Raw genomic sequence first — 19,380 nt, 5'->3', positions numbered from 1 at the left:
CCCCTAAGCGGGCAGCGTACTGGCCGCTTTCACCCACCACCATGGATTGCTTTGCGACAACTGCGCGGCGGCTGTTTCTGCCGTCGACCGGTCTGCATAGATCGCAAAGCAGGTCGCACCTGACCCCGACATACGCGCCATGACCGCGCCAGTGGATTGCTCCAAAGCGTTCAGGACTGCTGCGATTTCTGGGGCAAGCGCCGCTGCTGGCTTTTGCAAATCGTTACGCTGCGTGCCCAGCCAATCCGTGAAGGCAAGACTGTCTGGCCAACGCGGCAAGTCATCTGGCATCGGCGCATTGTCTTTGCTTTCGAGACGCCGAAACACATCGGGCGTTGACACTTCGACGCGCGGATTGATCAAAACCAGATGCAGCGCGGGCAGTTTAAGCGGTTGCAAAACATCGCCAACACCGCGCATCCGCGTCGACTTTGACGCAAGGCACACAGGCACATCAGCCCCAAGGGTGAGCACCTGATCGTCACCTGCGTGCGGTGCGCCCAAGCGCAAACCTGCACGAAGCGTGGCTGCCGCATCCGCAGATCCACCGCCGATACCCGACGAGGGTGGCAAGCGCTTATCAAGCGTCAACGCCATTGGAAAATCCAGCGTTTTTGCAGCTTTAACGACAAGGTTGGTGTCATCCGTGGGCACCCCTTTTGCGAAGGGGCCTGTCACAGATAGATGTGTTTCATCCGCGATTTCGGCGGCGATTTGATCGCCAACATCAACAAAGACGACCAAGCTATCGAGAATATGATACCCGTCGCTGCGCATCCCAGTCACATGAAGCGTGAGATTGATTTTGGCGGGTGCGAAGACCTTAATCATCAAGGTGCTCGCGGGTTGGCTCTAGTCCTTCCTCGATCAAAACGCGATCCAATCCGATCTGCAGCTTTCGACGAATGCGCTCTGCATCTTTTTCATCCGGACCAAAGGACAAAGCGCGGTTCCACTGGAAACGTGCTTCTCGCTCACGACCAACCGCCCAATACACGTCGCCCAAATGATCGTTCAAGATGGTATCGACAGGCAGCAAGGAAACAGCCTTTTCCATCGGCGCAACAGCGCTTTCATAGTCACCCAAGCGGTACAAGCCCCAAGCCAGACTGTCTGTGATGTACCCGTCATTTGGACGTGCGACGACAGCGGCGCGGATCATATCCATCGCTTCATCCAGATTTGTATTCATTTCTAGAAACGAATAGCCCATGTAATTCAACACTTGTGGCTGGCCAGGCTCAAACACAAGCGCAGCTCTAAAGTCGGCCTCGGCCTTTTCCCATTGATCGCTGCGCTCATATGCGATGCCGCGTGCAAACAATATGGACCACTGGGCGCGGGACGCATCGGCCATTTTGGACAAAGCGGTGGAATAGGCCTCAATCGCGCCATCATACTGCTCATCACGCCGCATCGCATCGCCCATCGCCTTAAACGCTTCAGGGTATGCACTGTGGGATTTGGCCAAGTTGCGCAGAACTTCTAACTCAGCATCGACTTTGCCATCTCTGCGCAAAGCCTCCGCGCGACCAAGTTCACCCATATAATATGCCGGTGCGCTTGGGTCGATCGTGCCATAGGCTTGTGCGGCCAGATCATTGTGGTCCATCCGATCCAAAAGGTCCGCGACCTTTAGCGCATAATGCGCGCGTGTTGGGTTCAGTGTCTGTGCGGCGCGCGCGAACAAAAGCGTATAGCCATCATCCAGCCCCCCGCTCACAACATCCGCAACGGAATTGAAAACCTCAGCAATGCCTTCTTGAGCGGTGGTGACCATATCAAAAGGCACGCGTTCGCCAGCGTCTAGTTGGTCGAGCAAACTCACAATGCGAAGATCCGTGGTCGGCCCAAAAGCATCTGCCACCAAAGCCCGTGCTTCGTCGTTGCGTTCAAGTTGGCTGAGCATCAGCGCTTGGGCATAAATGGACCCGCCCGTTTGCGGCAGGCCAGGCGTTTCCAACAGAGCCAACCCACCTTCGTAGTCGCCCGCCATCGCCATCGCCAAAGCCTTATTGAAAGGGCCGAACAGTTCGAAACCTTCAGAGAGCGTTGAAAACTCATCAAACAATTCAAGAGCTTCGCGCATCTCGCCTTTGCCTACATGGCACCACGCGCGGGTCAGCCCATCAACGATAGACGACACCCCCTCGCCCGCATCAAGTGCGGCCAGCAAACTGTCCCAATTGCTGTCCTTTGTGTATTTGGTGAACAGAACCATCGCCGCAATCTGATTTTGCGGCTCAATATCCTTCAAAATCGTCGCGTAGCCATACAGATCGTCAAAATCGCCCAAAGAGATTTTGGCAGCGATCAAGGTCTCAAGCAAAACGGCGCTGCGCGGATCCGAAGCCAGCGCTTTGGTCACATAAAGCGCCTGTTCTTGATAATCGCGGCCAATAATGGCCTGTCGCGCCGCCAGATATGACCCAGCATCTGCAAAGCAGGTCGTGGTCGAAGAAAGCATCAAGCCCACCGACAAACCAAGAGCGCCAAGCTTTAATTTTGCAATCTGTTTCACACGCATCTCCCTATGTGCTGCGCTAAGCCTAGCGCGCAGTTTCAGGGGCTGCAATGGATTGGGGGCCCGCAAAGGCCCCCTAAACTGTTCAAATATATCACGTTAGCGACATAGCGCTTACATGTTAGGGTAATTGGGCCCGTCACCACCCTGAGGCACCGTCCAAGTGATGTTTTGGCTTGGCTCTTTGATGTCGCAGGTCTTGCAATGCACACAGTTTTGGAAGTTCACAACGAACTTAGGCTCTTGGCCTTCTTCCGTCAGGTACTCGTAAACCCCTGCTGGGCAATACCGCGCCGATGGGCCACCAAACACTTCATAATCTTTGGAGATCGCGACAGATGGATCCGCCAAATGCAGGTGGCTCGGCTGGCTTTCTTCGTGATTGGTCGCGGCGAAAGACACGTTGGTCAAGCGATCAAAGGACAACACCCCGTCCGGCTTTGGATAATCAATCTTTGGAAAGTCAGCGGCTTTGCCCAAGCTTTCTGCATCCGTTTTGCCATGTTTGACAGTGCCGAACAAAGACGTGCCCAAAATGGTGTTGCACCACATATCGAACCCACCCAAAGCGAGCGATGGAAACAGGCCAAGCTTGGACCAAAGCGGCTTAACATTGCGCACTTTCTTGAGGTCAGCTGCAACCACGCCTGTGCGCAATTCTGTTTCATAAGCCTCAAGCGTATCGCCTGAACGGCCATCCGAAATTGCCGCAAAGGCTGCTTCCGCCGCGGCTTTACCAGACAGCATCGCATTGTGATTGCCTTTGATGCGCGGCACGTTGACCAAGCCAACAGAACAGCCAAGCAATGCCCCACCTGGGAAGGCGGCTTTCGGCATGGACTGATAGCCACCCTCGGAAATCGCACGTGCACCGTATGCCACGCGCTTGCCGCCTTTCAGCAGCTCTTCGATCATCGGGTGATGCTTGAATTGCTGGAATTCCATGTATGGGAACACGTTAGGATTCTTGTAGTTCAAGTGCACAACAAACCCGATGAACACCTGATTGTTTTCCGCATGGTAAACAAACGCGCCGCCACCAGCTTTGCTGTTCAAAGGCCAGCCCATCGTGTGGGTCACGGTGCCTTCTTTGTGCTTCTCGGGATCAATTTCCCAAATCTCTTTCATGCCGAGGCCGAATTTTTGAACATCACGCCCAGCAGACAGGTCGTACTTCGCGATGACCTCTTTGGACAGTGATCCGCGCACGCCCTCAGACAGCAACACGTACTTGCCGTGCAATTCCATTCCCGGCTCTGTGTCTGGGCCAATGGTGCCGTCGGCCTCTAGGCCAAACACGCCCGCGACCACGCCTTTAACTTCGCCATTGTCACCGTAGATCAGTTCGGAACAGGCCATGCCTGGGAAAATCTCAACGCCCAGCTCTTCGGCTTGTTCAGCCATCCAGCGACACACGTTGCCCATAGAGACAATGTAGTTGCCGTGATTGTTCATCAAAGGCGGCATTGGGAAATTCGGAATGCGGAGTTTACCCGCTTCGCCCAAAATGTAGAAATTGTCGGTCTTAACCGGCGTATTCAATGGTGCGCCTTTGGCCTTCCAATCAGGGATCAACGCATCAAGACCCGTAGGATCAAGAACAGCGCCAGACAAAATATGCGCGCCGACTTCGGAACCTTTTTCCAAAACCACAACGTTAAGATCTGCATCGAGCTGCTTCAATCTAATCGCGGCAGACAGCCCTGCTGGCCCTGAACCAACGATGACGACGTCATATTCCATCGCCTCGCGTTCAATATTCGACATAAAACTGCTCCCTGATCTCTAAGTTGTTGCGCATTCCTACCCTTTAACTGTGGCCAGCGTCAATTTCAGCGGGGCTATTTCACAGCAATCTATCCCTATTCCGTGCAAAAACATGCTGCATAGCGGCATTTTTCACTCACGCCGCCGCAGGAAATCCGAATTTTCCGGCAAATTGGCGCCAATTGGGCCGCCTTTTTTCCGCCACTTTAACGGCATGACCGTGTCTACTCTTGCATTCCGGACGCGTTCGGGGTCTGGTGTTTCAACAAAATCAACAACCGGGCGCGCTGCATAATATGTAGTGACGCCTTTTTCGTACGAATGAGTGTTATGGAAAAGATCCTAATGACCCGCGCAGGCCACGCTGCGCTGAGCGCCGAGCTCAAAAACCTCACATCCGTTGAACGCCCTGCAATCATTCAAGCGATTTCAGAAGCGCGGGAGCACGGCGATCTATCTGAAAACGCAGAATATCATTCCGCTCGCGAAAAACACAGCTTCATTGAAGGCCGCGTCAAAGAGCTCGAAGGCATTTTGTCTTTGTCCCAGATTGTTGACCCAAAGACGCTGTCTGGGTCAGTGAAGTTTTCTGCGACGGTCACGATCGTTGACGAAGATACCGACGAAGAAAAGACGTACCAAATCGTTGGCGAACACGAAGCAGACATTGAACGTGGCCTTTTGAACATCAAATCGCCAATTGCGCGCGCGTTGATTTCCAAAGAGGAAGGCGACAGCGTTGATGTGCGCACTCCTGGTGGCTTGAAAAGCTACGAGATCCTCAAGGTCGAATACATTTAGTCCAACCGGATTGCCCCTTCACATCGTTTTTCTTGGAGGCCACTTTGGCTCAAGACGGCAAAAATCCCATCACGCTTGGTGCCCATGCGCATCAAGCGAACGATGCGCGTTTCACAGCGGCTGAAATCATCGCCGCCGTGTTGTCCCTGCTCTGGCTCGCGATGACTGGCACCTTCTTCTTCACCACCGGCGACGCGTCCTCTTCCGATGACCCAAGCGGTCTTCAAACCGTGATGATCGCGATGGCAATCGTCATGCCAATTGCCTTGATCTGGTTCGGTGCAATCATTGTGCGCACGTCACAACGCCAACGCGCGGATAGCCAAAGGTTGCATGACGCTCTCGCTGCGATGCAGGCGAGCACCTCACCTGAAACATCAAAAGACACCTCTGCCGTTCTGGGGAAAAGGCTGGACGAAATTGTGGCAGAACAACGCAAAACCCAAGCTGCGTTCACTGCACTCAACACCAAATTGGCCAACAAAGATCTCGCGCCGCTAAAATCCGGCACGGCAACCCCAGTGCAGCAAGAAGAGCAAGGCACACTTGCTCTTGGCACGCCCGTAGAAGGCACCGCTGCGCAACCGCTGCCCATCGATGATTTTATTCAAGCGATGAATTTTCCAGAAACCGCCGACGACAGAGCAGGGTTTCGCGCGTTACACCGCGCCATGACAGATCGTAAAGTCGGTCAACTCATCCATGCAGCGCAGGATATTTTGACCCTTCTCAGCGAAGACGGCATCTATATGGACGATCTGAAGCCCGATCGCGCCAAACCTGAAATCTGGCGTCAATTTGCCAAAGGCGAACGCGGACGCGCGGTTGCAGCGCTTGGCGGCGTGCGCGACCAAGGCAGTTTGGCTTTCGCGACAAAACGGCTGAAACAAGACCACATCTTCCGAGATGCCGCACACCACTTTTTGCGTAAATTCGACAGAACCTTTGTGGAATTTGAAGCCTTCGCAACAGATGAAGACATTGTGGCCTTGTCAAACACGCGTACCGCACGGGCCTTTATGCTTTTGGGGCGCGTGGCTGGCACATTTGACTAGCCGCCACCCGACATAGTCGAACATGGCACAGGCCTTTTGCGGCTTTCGGCTTTGCCCTAGCTGGCGCGAACCAATACCGTCCACGGGCACCTTCAAGAAAGCATCGACATGACGCAGACCCCTCGTCGCCCATTTATCCAAGGCACGTTAGACAGCCTGCCATTCTTTATTGTTATCGTTCCGTTTGGCGCCCTTTTTGGCGTTATTGCGACGGAAGCAGGCATGGATCTTGCGCAGGTCATGGGATTTACCTTTTTGGTGATCGCAGGCGCATCGCAACTGACCGCATTGCAGCTTTTGACAGAACAAGCGCCAACAGTGGTGGTCATCGTCACTGCCCTCGCGGTCAACTTGCGGATGGCGATGTATTCAGCCTCACTTGCCCCGCATCTTGGTCGAGCACCTTTGTGGAAACGCGCCTTTGCGGCGTATTTTCTGTTCGATCAACCCTTTGCCTTGTCGACAATGGAATTCGAAAAACGCCCTGAACGCAGCACGGCAGACAAAGTGTCGTATTTTCTTGGCACGGGCATACCGCTCGGGGTGTCTTGGTACATTGCAACCTTCGCAGGTGCGGTTTTGGGCGAAAGCATGCCCTCAGACCTTGGAATCGACTTTGCGATTCCGATCACATTCCTCGCGGTCGTAGCGCCAATGCTGAAATCCTTGGCTCACGTGGCTGCGGCCGCGACCTCCGTCGTGCTGGTCTTGGTGCTAAGCTTTATGCCCTATGGCACGGGCCTTTTGGTGGCAGCCGTCGTCGCGCTGATCGTCGGGGCAACTGTTGAAACTTGGGTTGAAAAACGAAAGGCCGCACAATGATTACTGCGAGCGCTTCACAAGTCTGGATCATCATCATTGCGATGGGGCTTGGGACCTATTTGATTCGGTTTTCGTTTTTGGGATTGATCGGCAGCCGTGAGTTGCCCGAGTGGCTATTGAAACTGCTGCGCTTCACACCTGTCGCAGTTCTGCCCGGTGTGGTGGCACCGATGTTAATCGGATCAGGCGCGGAAAACATGGATCCGCTCAGGTTGGCCGCCGCATTGGCCACTCTGGTCGTCGGTCTCATAACCCGCAACGTGCTTTACGCGATCATTGCGGGGCTAGGTCTGTTTTTTGGACTTGGTGCGCTGATCGGCTGATCAGTTGCTCAAAAGCAAATGAGGGACATTCGCCATGGCGACGCCTCTTTCGTCAGGGGAATCGTCCGAATAGCTTTGATACGTGGCGTCTGGCAAAGTGCCGAACCACGCCTTTAACTTGTTCGGGAACATGGTCTGCGGCGCGGCTTCAAAACCAGGAAGACCCGCCAAAATATCGGTCACGCTATCGGCACAATGCGCCTTTCGCACAGCGCCGTAAGCCTGAACTTTTGCCAGTGCCAGTTCTGCAACTTCGGGGCTGACCAGCACCGTTTGCTCGATCACGTCAAAGGTGACACGTGCGTGGTAATCGATGTAAAAATCCACCGCTGCATCTGACATTCCGAACACCACATCGTTGCGTTCAGGCAAATGCGGGTGAAAAAATGTACCAGCAGGGTCAAAAATGGCACGTTGCGATGGCGCGTTCACCAGCAAACCAGAGTGCACACCCGATCGAGATTTTTTGCCAACAACAGTATAAAGCGTCAGCGAAGCTGGGCCATCATCGCGGTATACGGATCTTGCGACCTCGGCGTCGGGAGCCCACAAGGGTTCGGCTGGCCCACAGGCAGTTAAAACTGCTGAAACCAGCAACACCAAACCAAGGCGCATACCCCGCGCAATACCAACGCCCATGCGACCGCTTTCTCTTATGTTCTGAAAATCGCGAGAAAAACCGCGACAAGAATCGAAAAGACGGCGACGCGTGTCGACCATTTGATGAAACCTTCAAATGACTGTTCTTGAACAGAAATATCCATTTCGCCGTGTTTATGTTCGGACATGTGTGTGTTCCTTATCTGTAATTTTGCCCTGAATTAAAGGATTTGAGCCGGTCTGTCACCTGCTCTTCGTGCCGCAGGGCCAGTTTAAGTGTCGCCGTTGCTTTCCAAATCGTCGACAAGTCGAAAGCCGATGCGTGTTGGTTCGCGTTCGGGCACTTGTTTTGGCAGCGCGCGCAGCATGACATTCAATTGGCTCACGTGTTGCACAAGCTGCGTCTTGGTGCCGCTATCATCTGAACCATAGAACGTCACGATGTCCGGATCAAAAAAGCCCATGCCTTCAATGCGCAAAGCGCCTGTGCTGGACCCTGTAAAACCCATGGCGATCTCATGTTCGCTATCGAGCTGTTCTTCGAAGTTTTTGATGTACAAAATCAACCGTTCATAAGCCCATTCAGCGGGGCTTTTTTGATCAACAGGCTTGCGCGCCAAAGCAGCTGGAAGCGGCTGTTGTTCGGGTGATCGGGGCGCATCTGGATCTGAATGGACGACACGGGCATGCGGCATAGCGGCGGCTTCTGCGGCTTCAGCTGAAGTTTGTATTTGATCAATCTCGTCCATCATAAATCCTTGCGTTGCCATACATATGCACCATCGTCGCGCAAAGCACGCGTGACAAGCCCATTGTGAAACAAGTGTACGCAATGCGCCATAGCTTCCACCATCGCAAGGCCGTATTCGCCCCCCTTAACCTCACGTTTGAACAGGGGCACAAAACACTCACAGGCTGCGCGTGGCTCAGACAAAAACGCAAGCAATCGATCCAGCGCCGCGTGATGGTTGTCGATCAAACTTCGCAACCGTGCCGGCAGGCCTGTGTAGGGTAACTTATGCCCCGTAAGCACAAGCTGACCGTCCGTTGCGTATTTCTGAAACTTTGTGCATGAGCTCATCCAGTCACCCACAGGATCGGCGAAAGGTTCTGTCGCGGACACGCCGAGATTGGGCGAAATCGACCCCAAAAGCTGATCTCCGCCCAGAACAAGAGCGTCATCGCGTGACCAGAACGTCGCGTGTTCCGGCGCATGCCCGTCACCGCATCGCACATCCCACAATCGCCCGCCAATTGTGATCTCATCACCCTCTTGGATCCGCGTATACCCTAACGGAATTGGGCCAACGGCATCGGCGGTATTGAACGGGCGTTCGGCTTGGCGTGTCGCCAGAATGTCCGGTGCCATGCCGCAGCTGCGCCAAAATGCGATCATCTCAGGCGTTGGCGCGTCTTGCACGTCGAGCTGCAACATCCGCGCCATCAAATAGGCCGTGCGCGTCATCACCAGTTCTGCGCCGTGCTCGGTCGCAAACCATCCAGCCAACCCAACGTGATCCAGATGGTGATGTGTGACAATCACACGGGTCACTGGCTTTGCTTTCAGCGGCCCTTGCAAAAGATCTGCCCAAATGCGGCGCGATTTCTTGGTGTCGACGCCGGTATCCACCACGGTCCAACCATCGCCATCATCCAAGATATAGGCATTCACATGGTTCAATGCGATTGGCAAAGGCAGGCGCGCCCAAAACACACCTTCGGCAATGCCAATAAGAGCACCGGATTCGGGTGCTTCAACAGGCCATTGCATCGCATTCATTATGAAATCCTAAGTTCCTCTGCCGACAAGGCATAAAGGTCGTCGGCACCACGCCGTGATTGATCCAAAAGTGGTCCGTACTCGGGCAGCATCTGATAGATGTAGAAGGCTGCGAGTTTTCCACGCGTGCTATCTTTGCCCGCTGCAATCGCTGCCTTCAAGTGGTAATGCGCCCCAAGAACCCGCGCAAACGCAAACAAAAATGGCGTCGCACCAGCAAGCCGATCATTCAAAGGTAACGACAACATTGCCTCAGTGCCTTCGCGCAAGGTTTCAGCCGCGCTCCAGACAGCTTTGGCCAAGACCGGTCTTTGCGCCCGCGCGGCCTCTGCAAAGGTTTCGATTTCATCCAAAAGTGCGAAAGCAGCGTCGCCATTGTCACTAAGTTTACGTGACACGAGATCGATCGCTTGGATTTCATTGGTCCCCTCATAAATGGACGTAATACGGGCATCACGCGCGAATTGTGCAGCGCCAGTTTCTTCGATGTAGCCCATACCGCCATGGACCTGAATCCCAGCTTGCGCAACCTCGTGGCCCGCGTCAGTCGCAAAGGCTTTCGCGATGGGGATCAAGAATGCACCGAGTGCTTGTTGATCTGCATCGTCGTGTCCAAGGTCAAGTGCAGTGCCACAGGCCAAAGCAATGGATCGCGCTGCAAACGTATCAGAGCGCATTGTCATCAACAGTCTACGCACGCTTGCATGGTCCGAGATCGTGCCAGTGCCGTTCTCAATCATGCTGCGCCCTTGCACGCGATCTAAGGCATAGTCGGTAGCCTTTTGCGTTGCTGCTTCTGCAACGCCAGCACCCTGAACTCCGACACCCAATCGCGCATTGTTCATCATTGTGAACATGCACTTCATACCTTGGTGTTCATTGCCCACCAGCCAGCCTTGAGCGCCTTCATATTCCATCACACAGGTGGGCGATCCGTGGATGCCCATTTTGTGTTCCAAGCTGACCGCCTTCAGCGCATTTTCAGCACCAAGGCTGCCATCTGCATTTGGAATGTATTTTGGCACCATAAACAGCGAAATCCCTTTGGTGCCTTCTACGCCGTCCGGCAAACGCGCGAGCACCAAGTGGCAGATGTTTTCAGCCAGATCATGATCTCCCCAAGAGATGAAAATCTTTTGGCCGGTGATGCTGTAGCTACCATCCGAATTGCGCGTTGCTTTGGTGCGCAATGCGCCCACATCAGAGCCCGCGCCCGATTCCGTAAGATTCATCGTGCCGCACCACGCACCCGAAATCAGCTTGGGCAAATAAAGGGCTTTGATCTGGTCGGAGGCATGATGTTCGAGCGCCTCGATCTGGCCTTGGGTCATCAATGGGTTGAGGGACAAAGACAGGCAGCCCCCCGCCATCATGTCGTTCACTGCCGTCCCCAATGCCAAAGGCAGGCCCATGCCGCCGAACTCTGCGTTTGCCAGCATCCCAACCCAACCGCCTTGGGCGATTTCCTTGTATGCATCGCCAAACCCAGGGGAACATATCACGTGACCGTCTTTTAGAACCGCGCCGCATTGATCCGAACCATGATTGAGAGGGGCCATGACATCGCTGGCGAGCTTCGCAGCTTCTTCCAAAATGGCCGAGACAGTATCCGCGTCCACCTCAGAGAACCGAGGCATCTGTCGCACGCGGTCGAAGTCTACGATTTCATTTAATATAAATTCAATGTCATTGGCTGGGGCACGATATGGCATAGCTATCTCTCTTTTTGGGCCGCCAAGCATCGCCATTTATGATGGCAATTGCTCAGCGTCTCACTAGGTGTAGACAACACATTGCCCTGCACCAATCTGAACGCTGCGTCAAAAGTGCTAAGCATGCCCAGCTGTTGCAGATAACAGGGCTGCGCTGACACCCAAGGTCTCCAATGCGGCGGCCCATTTTTGATCGCCTGCAAGGTCAAAAACGATTTGCTGGTCAGCATCACAGGTCAACCAAGCGTTTTGCGCAATTTCCGAATCGAGCTGGCCAGGGGACCAACCCGCATACCCAAGACACAAAAGCCTCTGAGATGGACCACGTCCGGCGGCAATATCGCGCAAAATGTCTTTTGAGGCCGTCATGGTAAAGCCTTCATTCACGGGCAATGACGCATCACCATCGACGTAATCCGCACTGTGCAAAACAAACCCCCGCGCCATTTCAACAGGCCCACCATAGCAAACGTCTAGGTTCGGCATGGCCGCGTCCGCTTCAATGTCGAGTTGCTCAAAAACATCCGTAGCAGAAATGCGCGCTGACACTTTGTTGATGATCAGCCCCATTGAGCCCTCATCAGAATGTGCACACAAATAAATGACACCGCCCTCAAAGCGGTCGTCTCCCAATCCGGGCATTGCAATCAAAAGTTTGCCAGCCAAATCGTGCGGTGTTTCATGTTCCATATCTAAACTCACCCTATCCGCGCCAAAGGTTCAAGAGGCTTGCATCAAGTGCTTTCATTTTCATACACAGATTTCTCTCTCAAAAGTGAGTTCCCCGTTTGCACCCGCATCGCTATATCAAACCTATGAAATCAAATTTTTCACTTTTGTTGTCGTCTTTATGTCTAAGTGCCAGTGTGACTACAGGTACGCTGCCTGCGTATGCTATGGATCCAACCGGCATTACGGCTGATGTGACCTTGCAATCAGGCTGGCTTATGCCGAACGGCAATTATATGGCCGCCTTGCAGGTAAAACTTGCGCCCGGATGGCACACCTATTGGCGCGCACCTGGTGCTGCGGGCATCCCACCGCAGTTTGACTGGTCAGGCTCCAGTAACGTCGCGCAAGCTGACTTTCACTGGCCGACACCTGGTATTTTCGAACAAAACGGCATGCGGTTTTTGGGCTATGAAGACGAATTGATCTTGCCGATCGAGTTTACGCCAACCTCGTCTGGCGCGATCACCGTGCAAGGCGAAGTCACCATGGGTATCTGCCTTGATGTCTGTATACCCTACACTGCCGCGTTCGAGAGCACATTCGAAGTGCCTGCCACGCCCGCCGTGAAGTCCAAAATTTCTGCAGCGCTCAAGCAACAACCCAAACAAGTTTCAGGCGTGCGCTGCGCTGCACTCCCCATTGCTGATGGCATGAAGGTCACCGCTGAAATGTCGTCGCCCCAATTGGGCCCATTGGAAATGGCCGTTTTGGAACACCCCGACCCATACGTCTGGGTCTCTGAGGCGATGACACGCCGCGACGGCCGCGACGTGACCATCGAGAGCGAAATGGTGCCCGCACAGGCAACGCCCTTTTTTGTCGACCGCTCGCAACTGCGCATCACCTTGATCGGAAGCTCTGGTCAAGCCGTTGAAGCGCAAGGCTGCACGGGATCATAGATTACGCACGTCGCCGCACTGCCATTAGGGTCGCGGCGACGATGTAGATCGCAATCAGTCCAATCCCCAAACCACCTAGAAAGACGCCAATGGCAAGCATCATACCCGTGCCGCCACCCAAAATCGCGGGCAAGGCCCCAATCGTCGCGACCTGACCAAGCGTGAATACGAACCACGCAACAGTGCTTACAATCGCCAAACCGACAGCGACGGACGCAGACCCAAAGCGTTTGGGCTTGTGGATTGCACGCCGCAAGGTTGCCATGTACCGCCCAACATCGACCTGCATGGACAAGATCGATGGAACCAACAGCAAGACGATAAACATCCCGAACCCAAGCCCGTAGACCAAGGTGATCACTGTGGGTTTCAAAAACTGTGCATCGGCGGAGCGCTCAAACAACAAAGGCGCAAGCCCCAAAACCGTTGTCGCGGTGGTCAACATGACAGGACGCAGGCGGTCGGTCGTGGCTTCAACAATGGCAGGAAAAATTCCACGGTCTTCTGCATATTCATCAATCGTGGTCACCAAAACGATGGAATCATTGATGATGATACCCGTCATACCGATCAGCCCCACAACCGAGAACATCGACAGCGGCACATCCCAATAGGCATGGCCATAAATCGCACCAATCAGACCAAACGGAATCACAGCCATCACAACAATGGGTCGCGTCCAACTGGAAAAGATCCAAGCCAATGTCAGATAAATCCCCAAAAGCGCCGCCGACAGGCCAAAGAGCGCATCTGACAAAAACCTGTTCTCTTGCTCTGCCAAACCCGCTGCGCGGAACGTCACACCAAAGTCTTCGGAAATTTCGGGCAAAATCTCAGCGCTCAACGCGGTTTGAATCTCGACCGCACGCGCTGGGTCATCTTCGTTCAAGTCCCCTGTCACAGAGACCAACCGCAGGCCATTTTCACGTCGCACCGTGGAAAATCCCGATTGGCGCGTGACCGAAACAATATCAGAAAGCGGCACATACTGGCCAGAACCCGTGCGCATTTGCGTTTGGTCCAAAAAGTCCGAACGCAATTCAGAATCTGGCAGCTGCACCGTCACCTTGGCGGTGCGCGCACCGTCTGGATAGGTAGCGGCTTCGATCCCGCCAAGACGATTGGACAGCACGCGTCCAAGTGGCTCAATGGTAAACCCAAGCGCCTCACCTTGTGCGGTAAGCTCCAAGATCAATTCTTCTTTGTCATAGGACAGCGTATCCTCAAGCGCAGAGACTTCGGAATACTGAGACAACTTCGTTTTGAGCGCCTCTGCCGCCGATTTCAATGTGACCGAATCCGCGCCGAAAAGCTGCACATCAATCGCATCGCCTCCTGGACCAAAGCGCCCCCCGCGAAACGACACTGTTTCCGCAAGCGGGTGGTTGACCACGGCACTTTGCAACTCCGTGACAAATGCAAGCGACGAATAAGGGCGCAGGTCTGCATCAATCAATTCAATCGAAATCCCGCCAAGCTGATAGCTTTCCTTGGTATCCGCCCCCGACAAGCCGCGCCCAGCACCAGCACCAATTTGCGCCACAACATAGGCGATTGGATTGGTGCCGTATTCTTCTTCAAAGTCTTTGCCAGTTTGCTCTGTTGCGCGCTGCAATTCCTTCATCATCGCAAGAGAATCTTCACGTTTGGCCCCTGGTGCCATGGCAAAGTTGCCAGACACGGTCGTGCGCTCTGGTGAATTGAAAAAGCGCCACGGCACATCGCCCGTCACCAATGAGGACACCTGCCATGACAACAAAAACAAGCCCAGCGCCAGCACTGCGTACCGCATCGTGATCACGCCCACCATAAACGGACGGAACAGCGTATCGCGGACCCACCGAAAGCCCTTATTCACTTGGCGTGACGGCCAATCGTACCAGCGCTCTTTTGCGGTGGAGGCGATGGAATGGCTCAAGTGATTTGGCAAAATCAAAAAGCATTCGACCAAGGACGCGATCAAAACCACAATCACCGTAAACGGAATGTCAGCGATCAAATCACCAAAGCGTCCGGAAATAGCCATAAGACCAAAGAACGCGATGATTGTCGTGACGGTAGATGAGAACACCGGCGCGAACATTCGCCGCGCGGCGTTTTCGGCGGCTTCCACCGGCCCCTCACCCAGCTTACGCACACGAAAATCCGCGTGCTCCCCCACCACAATGGCGTCGTCCACCACAATGCCCAAGGTGATAATCAACGCAAAAAGCGAAATCATATTGAACGTCAATCCAGCGACATACATCAAAGCAATCGCCGACAGCATCGCCACAGGAATGCCCGCAGCAACCATCAAAGCCGTACGCGCATTCAAGAACAAAAACAGCAGCAACCCGACCAGCGCAAGGCCCATCAACCCGTTGGTGGTCAACAGATCAAGGCGTGCTTTGATCGCTTCGGCACGAGTGCGAAATAAGTTCAGCGTCACACCTTGCGGCAGCGTCAATTCCATCTCGTCCGACACATCTTGAACGATGCCCTGAATTTCGATGGCATCCCCAAGGTCGCTGCGATTGACCACGACCGACACGGCCGCGTTATCACCAACATAAAAGGCCCGATCCCTGTCGACAGCTTCCACGCGAATATCGGCGATATCGCCAATCGTCAGCTTGGAGCCGTCATCTTCTGTTCGCAACACGATTCCAGCGATCTGAGCCGCCGACCGTTTTGCAACACCGGCGCGCACACGCGTCGCACCACCGCCAACATCACCAGCTGGGTTCGCATCCGTTTCGGCACCGATTGCCGACGCAATATCAGACATGGACACATCGTATTGAATGAGATTGAGCGTCGACACTTCGACAACCGTTTCTGGCGCGGCAACACCCGAAATCGAGGTGCGTGTCACGCCCTCAGAAAATAGACGAACCACCAATTCGTCTGCAAAGCGCGCCAATTGATCAATGCCAACAGGACCTGTGATCACCACTTCGGTCACAGTATCAGACCATCCGCCCCAACGCACATTGGGATCATCCGCCCCCTCAGGCAGGTTCGAGACCGTATCAAGCGCCGCTTTGATATCATCCGCACCGCGCTGAATGTCCCAACCTGGTTCAAACTCAAGCCGAATGGATCCGCGCCCCTCGGTCGAGGTCGCGGAGCTTTCCATTACGCCTTCGACTGCAAGCAACGTCGGCTCCAACACCTGCACCACGGCGGCATCGACATCATCCGCCCCCGCGCCAGACCAGCTGACCGATACGGTCACGGCGTCCACAACAACATCGGGAAAGAACTGCGCGCGCATGTTTGGCAGCGCTGCAAGCCCTGCCCCGAGCATCAACACCAAGAGCAAATTTGCGATGGTGCGGTGGCGGGTGAAATACGACAGTATCCCTGCGGCTTGCGCGCTTGCGGGTGTGTTGGGCTGCGTGGTCACGATCAGCCCCCCATCCGGCCTTCAAGCCGCTCGACAAGTGAAACGGGTACCTCTTTGGCCTTAAGCTGTTCGGTCAATCGCGCGCGCACCTCATCGGGCATGCGGGTATTGCTGGCAACAAACGCCAAAAGAATTTCGCGGCGTTCATCCGTCAACGCGATCGTCGCGGCCTGTCCGCCTTGCGCGCCCGCAGGCTGGCCACCAGTAGCACCGCCCGCGCCTTGCGCATCGGCGCCAATAACCTTGACGCGAATACCAGCCCCCAACAACGGAGAACGCTCTGACACAATTTGACGCCCAGAAATAGCGGAGGCATCCACCAAAACGTCATCACCCTGACGGCGCAAAATTGCTGCGGGCAGCACTTCCAAGCGGCTTTCATCCGTGAGCGCCAAAACGGTATTGCTTGCATCGACGGCGGCAGACGGGATCATCGCCGCGCCAGAAATCTCAGGTTCTTGAATGCGCACAGTCACGAAATCACCCGGACGCAATCCAAGTGATGTTCCAAGCTGCGCAAACAATTGTCGCCCCGACTGACCTGTTCCAACAACGGCACTTTCACGCGTGATGCGCCCATTGGCCGTCAAATCCAGATCCGCCATGCTTAGATATGCAACGACTGGCAAATCGGGCAAGGAGCCACTGGCACTGGTCAAATTGGCGTATTGCTGTGTTGAAACCCGAAATGAGATCTCCAGATCGCTTGGATCAACAAGTGACCCGATTTGTTCATTCGCGTTCAAAATCGCGCCCAGCGCCGTGCTCACCCCAGACAAGGTTCCATCGAAAGCGGCAACAACTTGCGTGTTTTGCAACGCACGCTGCGCCTCTGACACATTGATTTCAGCGCGCAAAACGCCGTTTTTGCTTTGATCGACGCGCGCGGCAGCGCTGGCCAGAGACTGTCGCTTGGACAAGACAGACTGGCGGGCGGATGCTTCTGACAGCGCTGCCGTTTCAGTGGCAGACTGCGTTCCGACGCCGCGATCCGCCAAGTTGCGTTGCCGTGTGAGGGCCGCAACTCTCAGATCCAATTGGCCACGCGCGGCCTCCAAGTCATCTTCAGCAATTTTCAAGCCGCGCTCTGCGTCGCTCAGTTCGGCTTCGGCCTCCTGCAAATCTGCCTGCGCGACCCGCAGATTGGATTCCGCATCCGTGGGATCAACGCGCAACAAAACGTCTCCGGCCTTAACCGATCCACCCTCTTGGAACGTCGATGATAATTCAACAACTTCGCCACCTTGTGGCGCACGAAGCTCCAAGGTTCTGCGCGCGCGCACTTCGCCGAACGTTGACAAAACGGGGGCGATTTTCGCCGCCTCGACTGTGACAACGTTTACGGCAAACTGGCGTTCACGCGCGGGCGGGCGAAAGCCCTCTTGGGCAGATTTTTCTTTGAAGGACGATACCATTTTAGAGCCCGCCCCAAAGATGAGTGCGGCGCAGACACTGACAAGAAATAGGCCAAAGAGGGAACGTCGTAGGAATTTCATCGAGGGAGCCTTTTGTATTTCACGCTTTAAAGCTAGCACGCATAGAGAATTCGTCCATGATTGACATGTTACGCACCGCGCAAATTTTTCCGTCGCGGGATTTCAACAAAAGTGAAAATGGTGGCGCGGACGCTACTTTCGACGCTTATGTTCGTCGAGACGTGGCAAGATTTGGACGAAATTGCAGGGCTTGTGGCGATAATCGAGTTGGAATTTTAAAATCTCATTCCACGCATCTTTGCACGCTCCCGTCGAGCCGGGCAAGGCAAACAAATAGGTGCCATTGGCCACCCCGCCCGTCGCACGGCTTTGGACCGCCGATGTGCCAATTTTTTGCATGGACACAATGGTGAACACGGTCCCGAAGGCGTCAATTTCTTTTTCATAGACGTCGCGGTGCGCCTCCACCGTGACATCGCGCCCCGTCAAACCGGTGCCGCCTGTGGAAATAACAACATCGACATCATCGCGTCCGATCCAAGCCGTCAAATGATCGGATATTGACGCGCGGTCATCGGTGACAATGGCGCGATCCGCGATCGCATGCCCAGCATCTTCGATCATGCGAACAAGCGTGTCGCCTGATTTATCGTCGCTGAGCGTGCGTGTGTCTGAAACAGTCAAAACAGCAATGCGCACAGGGATAAATTCCAAAGACATATCGAGCGTGGACATAAAGGCCTCGTTTTAATCAGATGGTTTCAGACGGGCGCGCAGATCCAACAGATCCGCCCAAGCTTCGCGTTTGGCAAGTGGCGTGCGCAAAAGATCGCGCGGCGTCACCATTGGTAATGTCGGTTTGCCAAGCACCGTCTGCCATTGCCCACGCAAGCGCGTGATACCCGCGCGCCCCAAGGCCATCATACATGCAGAATTGCCCATCAAGACGATCACATCAGGGTCAGCCAGTTCGATATGTTTCAGCAAGAAGGGCTTGAGCATGGCGATGTCATCGGCACTTGGATCACTGTTTGCAGGCGGCCGCCATGGCAGCGCGGTCGTCAAATATATGCCTTGTTCAGCATTCTGCGCGGAGCGGCTTAAATCAATCGCGTCGAACATCTTGTCCAGCAAGGTTCCCGCAGGGCCAGTGAACGGTTTGCCTTCGAGATCATCCTCGCGACTTGGGAAATCGCCCACCACCATCACGCGTGCGCCGAACAGACCATCTTGGAACACAAGATTGCGCGCGCCACGGCGCAAATCGCACTGCTCAAACGCCTGCAGAGCCGTGTGTAGCTCAGACACAGATGTGACCGCAGAGACAGCTTTTTGCGCCTCATCGACAGAATCGGTTTTAGGAGCTTTGACGGGGGCCGGCGGCGTTTTGCTATCAGCCTGTTGCGCCGTTTTCTCGGCAGGCTTCGGCATGACTTGCGGTGCTTCGTAGCGATTCACAGGTGTTTCGCCGATGGCTTCGCTTACGCCAAGCTCGACTTGCCACTCCAACAGAGCATGCGCATCCCAATAATCGATCT

At 54.6% G+C, this 19,380-nt stretch carries 18 protein-coding genes; 5 read left to right on the top strand and 13 right to left on the bottom strand.

What is annotated here, in order from left to right; all coding sequences use genetic code 11:
- Window positions 1-3: 3 nt before the first annotated feature.
- From ABF287_RS00810 to ABF287_RS00800, 3 genes are all read right to left on the bottom strand, one after another.
- Window positions 4-831 (bottom strand): 4-(cytidine 5'-diphospho)-2-C-methyl-D-erythritol kinase, encoded by an 828-nt coding sequence (locus tag ABF287_RS00810; RefSeq protein WP_347183124.1) that lies wholly within the window; start codon window positions 829-831, stop codon window positions 4-6.
- The gene (locus tag ABF287_RS00805) at window positions 824-2,521 is read right to left on the bottom strand and encodes a hypothetical protein (protein WP_347183123.1); all 1,698 of its coding nucleotides are present in this window, start codon (window positions 2,519-2,521) and stop codon (window positions 824-826) included. The genes ABF287_RS00810 and ABF287_RS00805 overlap by 8 nt, the downstream gene beginning before the upstream one ends.
- 117 nt (window positions 2,522-2,638) lie before the next feature.
- Window positions 2,639-4,291 carry an electron transfer flavoprotein-ubiquinone oxidoreductase gene (locus ABF287_RS00800; RefSeq protein ID WP_347183122.1) on the bottom strand — a complete coding sequence of 551 codons (1,653 nt, stop codon included), beginning with the start codon at window positions 4,289-4,291 and terminating at the stop codon, window positions 2,639-2,641.
- A 330-nt stretch (window positions 4,292-4,621) separates the two neighbouring features.
- Here ABF287_RS00800 and greA point away from each other — a divergent pair, with 330 nt between their 5' ends.
- The 4 genes from greA to ABF287_RS00780 all read left to right on the top strand — a co-directional run bounded on the left by greA (window position 4,622) and on the right by ABF287_RS00780 (window position 7,292).
- Window positions 4,622-5,092 (top strand): transcription elongation factor GreA, encoded by a 471-nt coding sequence (gene greA, locus ABF287_RS00795; protein ID WP_347183121.1) that lies wholly within the window; start codon window positions 4,622-4,624, stop codon window positions 5,090-5,092.
- A gap of 44 nt (window positions 5,093-5,136) precedes the next feature.
- Window positions 5,137-6,147 carry a hypothetical protein gene (locus ABF287_RS00790; RefSeq protein WP_347183120.1) on the top strand — a complete coding sequence of 337 codons (1,011 nt, stop codon included), beginning with the start codon at window positions 5,137-5,139 and terminating at the stop codon, window positions 6,145-6,147.
- A gap of 108 nt (window positions 6,148-6,255) precedes the next feature.
- Window positions 6,256-6,969, top strand: coding sequence for an AzlC family ABC transporter permease (locus ABF287_RS00785; protein WP_347183119.1), 714 nt, complete (start codon window positions 6,256-6,258; stop codon window positions 6,967-6,969).
- Window positions 6,966-7,292, top strand: a complete 327-nt coding sequence (locus ABF287_RS00780) for an AzlD domain-containing protein (protein WP_347183118.1) — start codon at window positions 6,966-6,968, stop codon at window positions 7,290-7,292. The genes ABF287_RS00785 and ABF287_RS00780 overlap by 4 nt, the downstream gene beginning before the upstream one ends.
- Here the strand turns inward: ABF287_RS00780 and ABF287_RS00775 are convergent, their stop codons facing one another.
- The 6 genes from ABF287_RS00775 to ABF287_RS00750 all read right to left on the bottom strand — a co-directional run bounded on the left by ABF287_RS00775 (window position 7,293) and on the right by ABF287_RS00750 (window position 12,074).
- The gene (locus ABF287_RS00775) at window positions 7,293-7,931 is read right to left on the bottom strand and encodes a hypothetical protein (RefSeq protein ID WP_347183117.1); all 639 of its coding nucleotides are present in this window, start codon (window positions 7,929-7,931) and stop codon (window positions 7,293-7,295) included.
- Between the two features lie 14 nt (window positions 7,932-7,945).
- Window positions 7,946-8,080, bottom strand: a complete 135-nt coding sequence (locus tag ABF287_RS00770) for an aa3-type cytochrome c oxidase subunit IV (RefSeq protein WP_347183116.1) — start codon at window positions 8,078-8,080, stop codon at window positions 7,946-7,948.
- Window positions 8,081-8,164: 84 nt separating this feature from the next.
- A complete protein-coding gene (locus ABF287_RS00765) occupies window positions 8,165-8,641 on the bottom strand; it encodes a DUF6173 family protein (protein WP_347183135.1) in 477 nt (158 codons plus the stop codon).
- Window positions 8,641-9,672 (bottom strand): MBL fold metallo-hydrolase, encoded by a 1,032-nt coding sequence (locus ABF287_RS00760; protein WP_347183115.1) that lies wholly within the window; start codon window positions 9,670-9,672, stop codon window positions 8,641-8,643. The genes ABF287_RS00765 and ABF287_RS00760 overlap by 1 nt, the downstream gene beginning before the upstream one ends.
- The gene (locus ABF287_RS00755) at window positions 9,672-11,384 is read right to left on the bottom strand and encodes an acyl-CoA dehydrogenase (RefSeq protein ID WP_347183114.1); all 1,713 of its coding nucleotides are present in this window, start codon (window positions 11,382-11,384) and stop codon (window positions 9,672-9,674) included. The genes ABF287_RS00760 and ABF287_RS00755 overlap by 1 nt, the downstream gene beginning before the upstream one ends.
- A gap of 117 nt (window positions 11,385-11,501) precedes the next feature.
- Window positions 11,502-12,074 (bottom strand): YqgE/AlgH family protein, encoded by a 573-nt coding sequence (locus ABF287_RS00750; RefSeq protein ID WP_347183113.1) that lies wholly within the window; start codon window positions 12,072-12,074, stop codon window positions 11,502-11,504.
- A gap of 176 nt (window positions 12,075-12,250) precedes the next feature.
- On the opposite strand from ABF287_RS00750, the gene ABF287_RS00745 reads away from it, so the two are divergent.
- A complete protein-coding gene (locus tag ABF287_RS00745; RefSeq protein ID WP_347183112.1) occupies window positions 12,251-13,015 on the top strand; it encodes a protein-disulfide reductase DsbD domain-containing protein in 765 nt (254 codons plus the stop codon).
- Between the two features lies 1 nt (window position 13,016).
- On the opposite strand, the gene ABF287_RS00740 is transcribed toward ABF287_RS00745, so the two are convergent.
- From ABF287_RS00740 to ABF287_RS00725, 4 genes are all read right to left on the bottom strand, one after another.
- Window positions 13,017-16,406, bottom strand: a complete 3,390-nt coding sequence (locus ABF287_RS00740; protein WP_347183111.1) for an efflux RND transporter permease subunit — start codon at window positions 16,404-16,406, stop codon at window positions 13,017-13,019.
- 2 nt (window positions 16,407-16,408) lie between these two features.
- On the bottom strand, window positions 16,409-17,902 hold the full coding sequence (locus ABF287_RS00735) for an efflux transporter periplasmic adaptor subunit (RefSeq protein WP_347183110.1): 1,494 nt from the start codon (window positions 17,900-17,902) through the stop codon (window positions 16,409-16,411).
- Between the two features lie 132 nt (window positions 17,903-18,034).
- Entirely contained in the window at window positions 18,035-18,577 is a 543-nt protein-coding gene (moaB, locus tag ABF287_RS00730; RefSeq protein ID WP_347183109.1) for a molybdenum cofactor biosynthesis protein B, read from the bottom strand.
- Between the two features lie 12 nt (window positions 18,578-18,589).
- Window positions 18,590-19,378, bottom strand: coding sequence for a uracil-DNA glycosylase (locus tag ABF287_RS00725; RefSeq protein WP_347183108.1), 789 nt, complete (start codon window positions 19,376-19,378; stop codon window positions 18,590-18,592).
- Window positions 19,379-19,380 lie beyond the last annotated feature (2 nt).

The organism is Pacificibacter sp. (genome assembly GCF_039769035.1).
Lineage (GTDB): Bacteria > Pseudomonadota > Alphaproteobacteria > Rhodobacterales > Rhodobacteraceae > Celeribacter.
This window is presented reverse-complemented; position numbering and strand designations above follow the sequence as displayed.

What these genes read in the sequence shown, in the direction of transcription:
- ABF287_RS00810 (WP_347183124.1), bottom strand. Translation starts at nt 831, where the DNA reads ATGATTAAGGTCTTCGCACCCGCCAAAATCAATCTCACGCTTCATGTG.
- ABF287_RS00800 (WP_347183122.1), bottom strand. Translation starts at nt 4,291, where the DNA reads ATGTCGAATATTGAACGCGAGGCGATGGAATATGACGTCGTCATCGTT.
- greA (WP_347183121.1), top strand. Translation starts at nt 4,622, where the DNA reads ATGGAAAAGATCCTAATGACCCGCGCAGGCCACGCTGCGCTGAGCGCC.
- ABF287_RS00785 (WP_347183119.1), top strand. Translation starts at nt 6,256, where the DNA reads ATGACGCAGACCCCTCGTCGCCCATTTATCCAAGGCACGTTAGACAGC.
- ABF287_RS00780 (WP_347183118.1), top strand. Translation starts at nt 6,966, where the DNA reads ATGATTACTGCGAGCGCTTCACAAGTCTGGATCATCATCATTGCGATG.
- ABF287_RS00775 (WP_347183117.1), bottom strand. Translation starts at nt 7,931, where the DNA reads ATGGGCGTTGGTATTGCGCGGGGTATGCGCCTTGGTTTGGTGTTGCTG.
- ABF287_RS00770 (WP_347183116.1), bottom strand. Translation starts at nt 8,080, where the DNA reads ATGTCCGAACATAAACACGGCGAAATGGATATTTCTGTTCAAGAACAG.
- ABF287_RS00765 (WP_347183135.1), bottom strand. Translation starts at nt 8,641, where the DNA reads ATGGACGAGATTGATCAAATACAAACTTCAGCTGAAGCCGCAGAAGCC.
- ABF287_RS00760 (WP_347183115.1), bottom strand. Translation starts at nt 9,672, where the DNA reads ATGAATGCGATGCAATGGCCTGTTGAAGCACCCGAATCCGGTGCTCTT.
- ABF287_RS00755 (WP_347183114.1), bottom strand. Translation starts at nt 11,384, where the DNA reads ATGCCATATCGTGCCCCAGCCAATGACATTGAATTTATATTAAATGAA.
- ABF287_RS00750 (WP_347183113.1), bottom strand. Translation starts at nt 12,074, where the DNA reads ATGGAACATGAAACACCGCACGATTTGGCTGGCAAACTTTTGATTGCA.
- ABF287_RS00735 (WP_347183110.1), bottom strand. Translation starts at nt 17,902, where the DNA reads ATGAAATTCCTACGACGTTCCCTCTTTGGCCTATTTCTTGTCAGTGTC.
- moaB (WP_347183109.1), bottom strand. Translation starts at nt 18,577, where the DNA reads ATGTCCACGCTCGATATGTCTTTGGAATTTATCCCTGTGCGCATTGCT.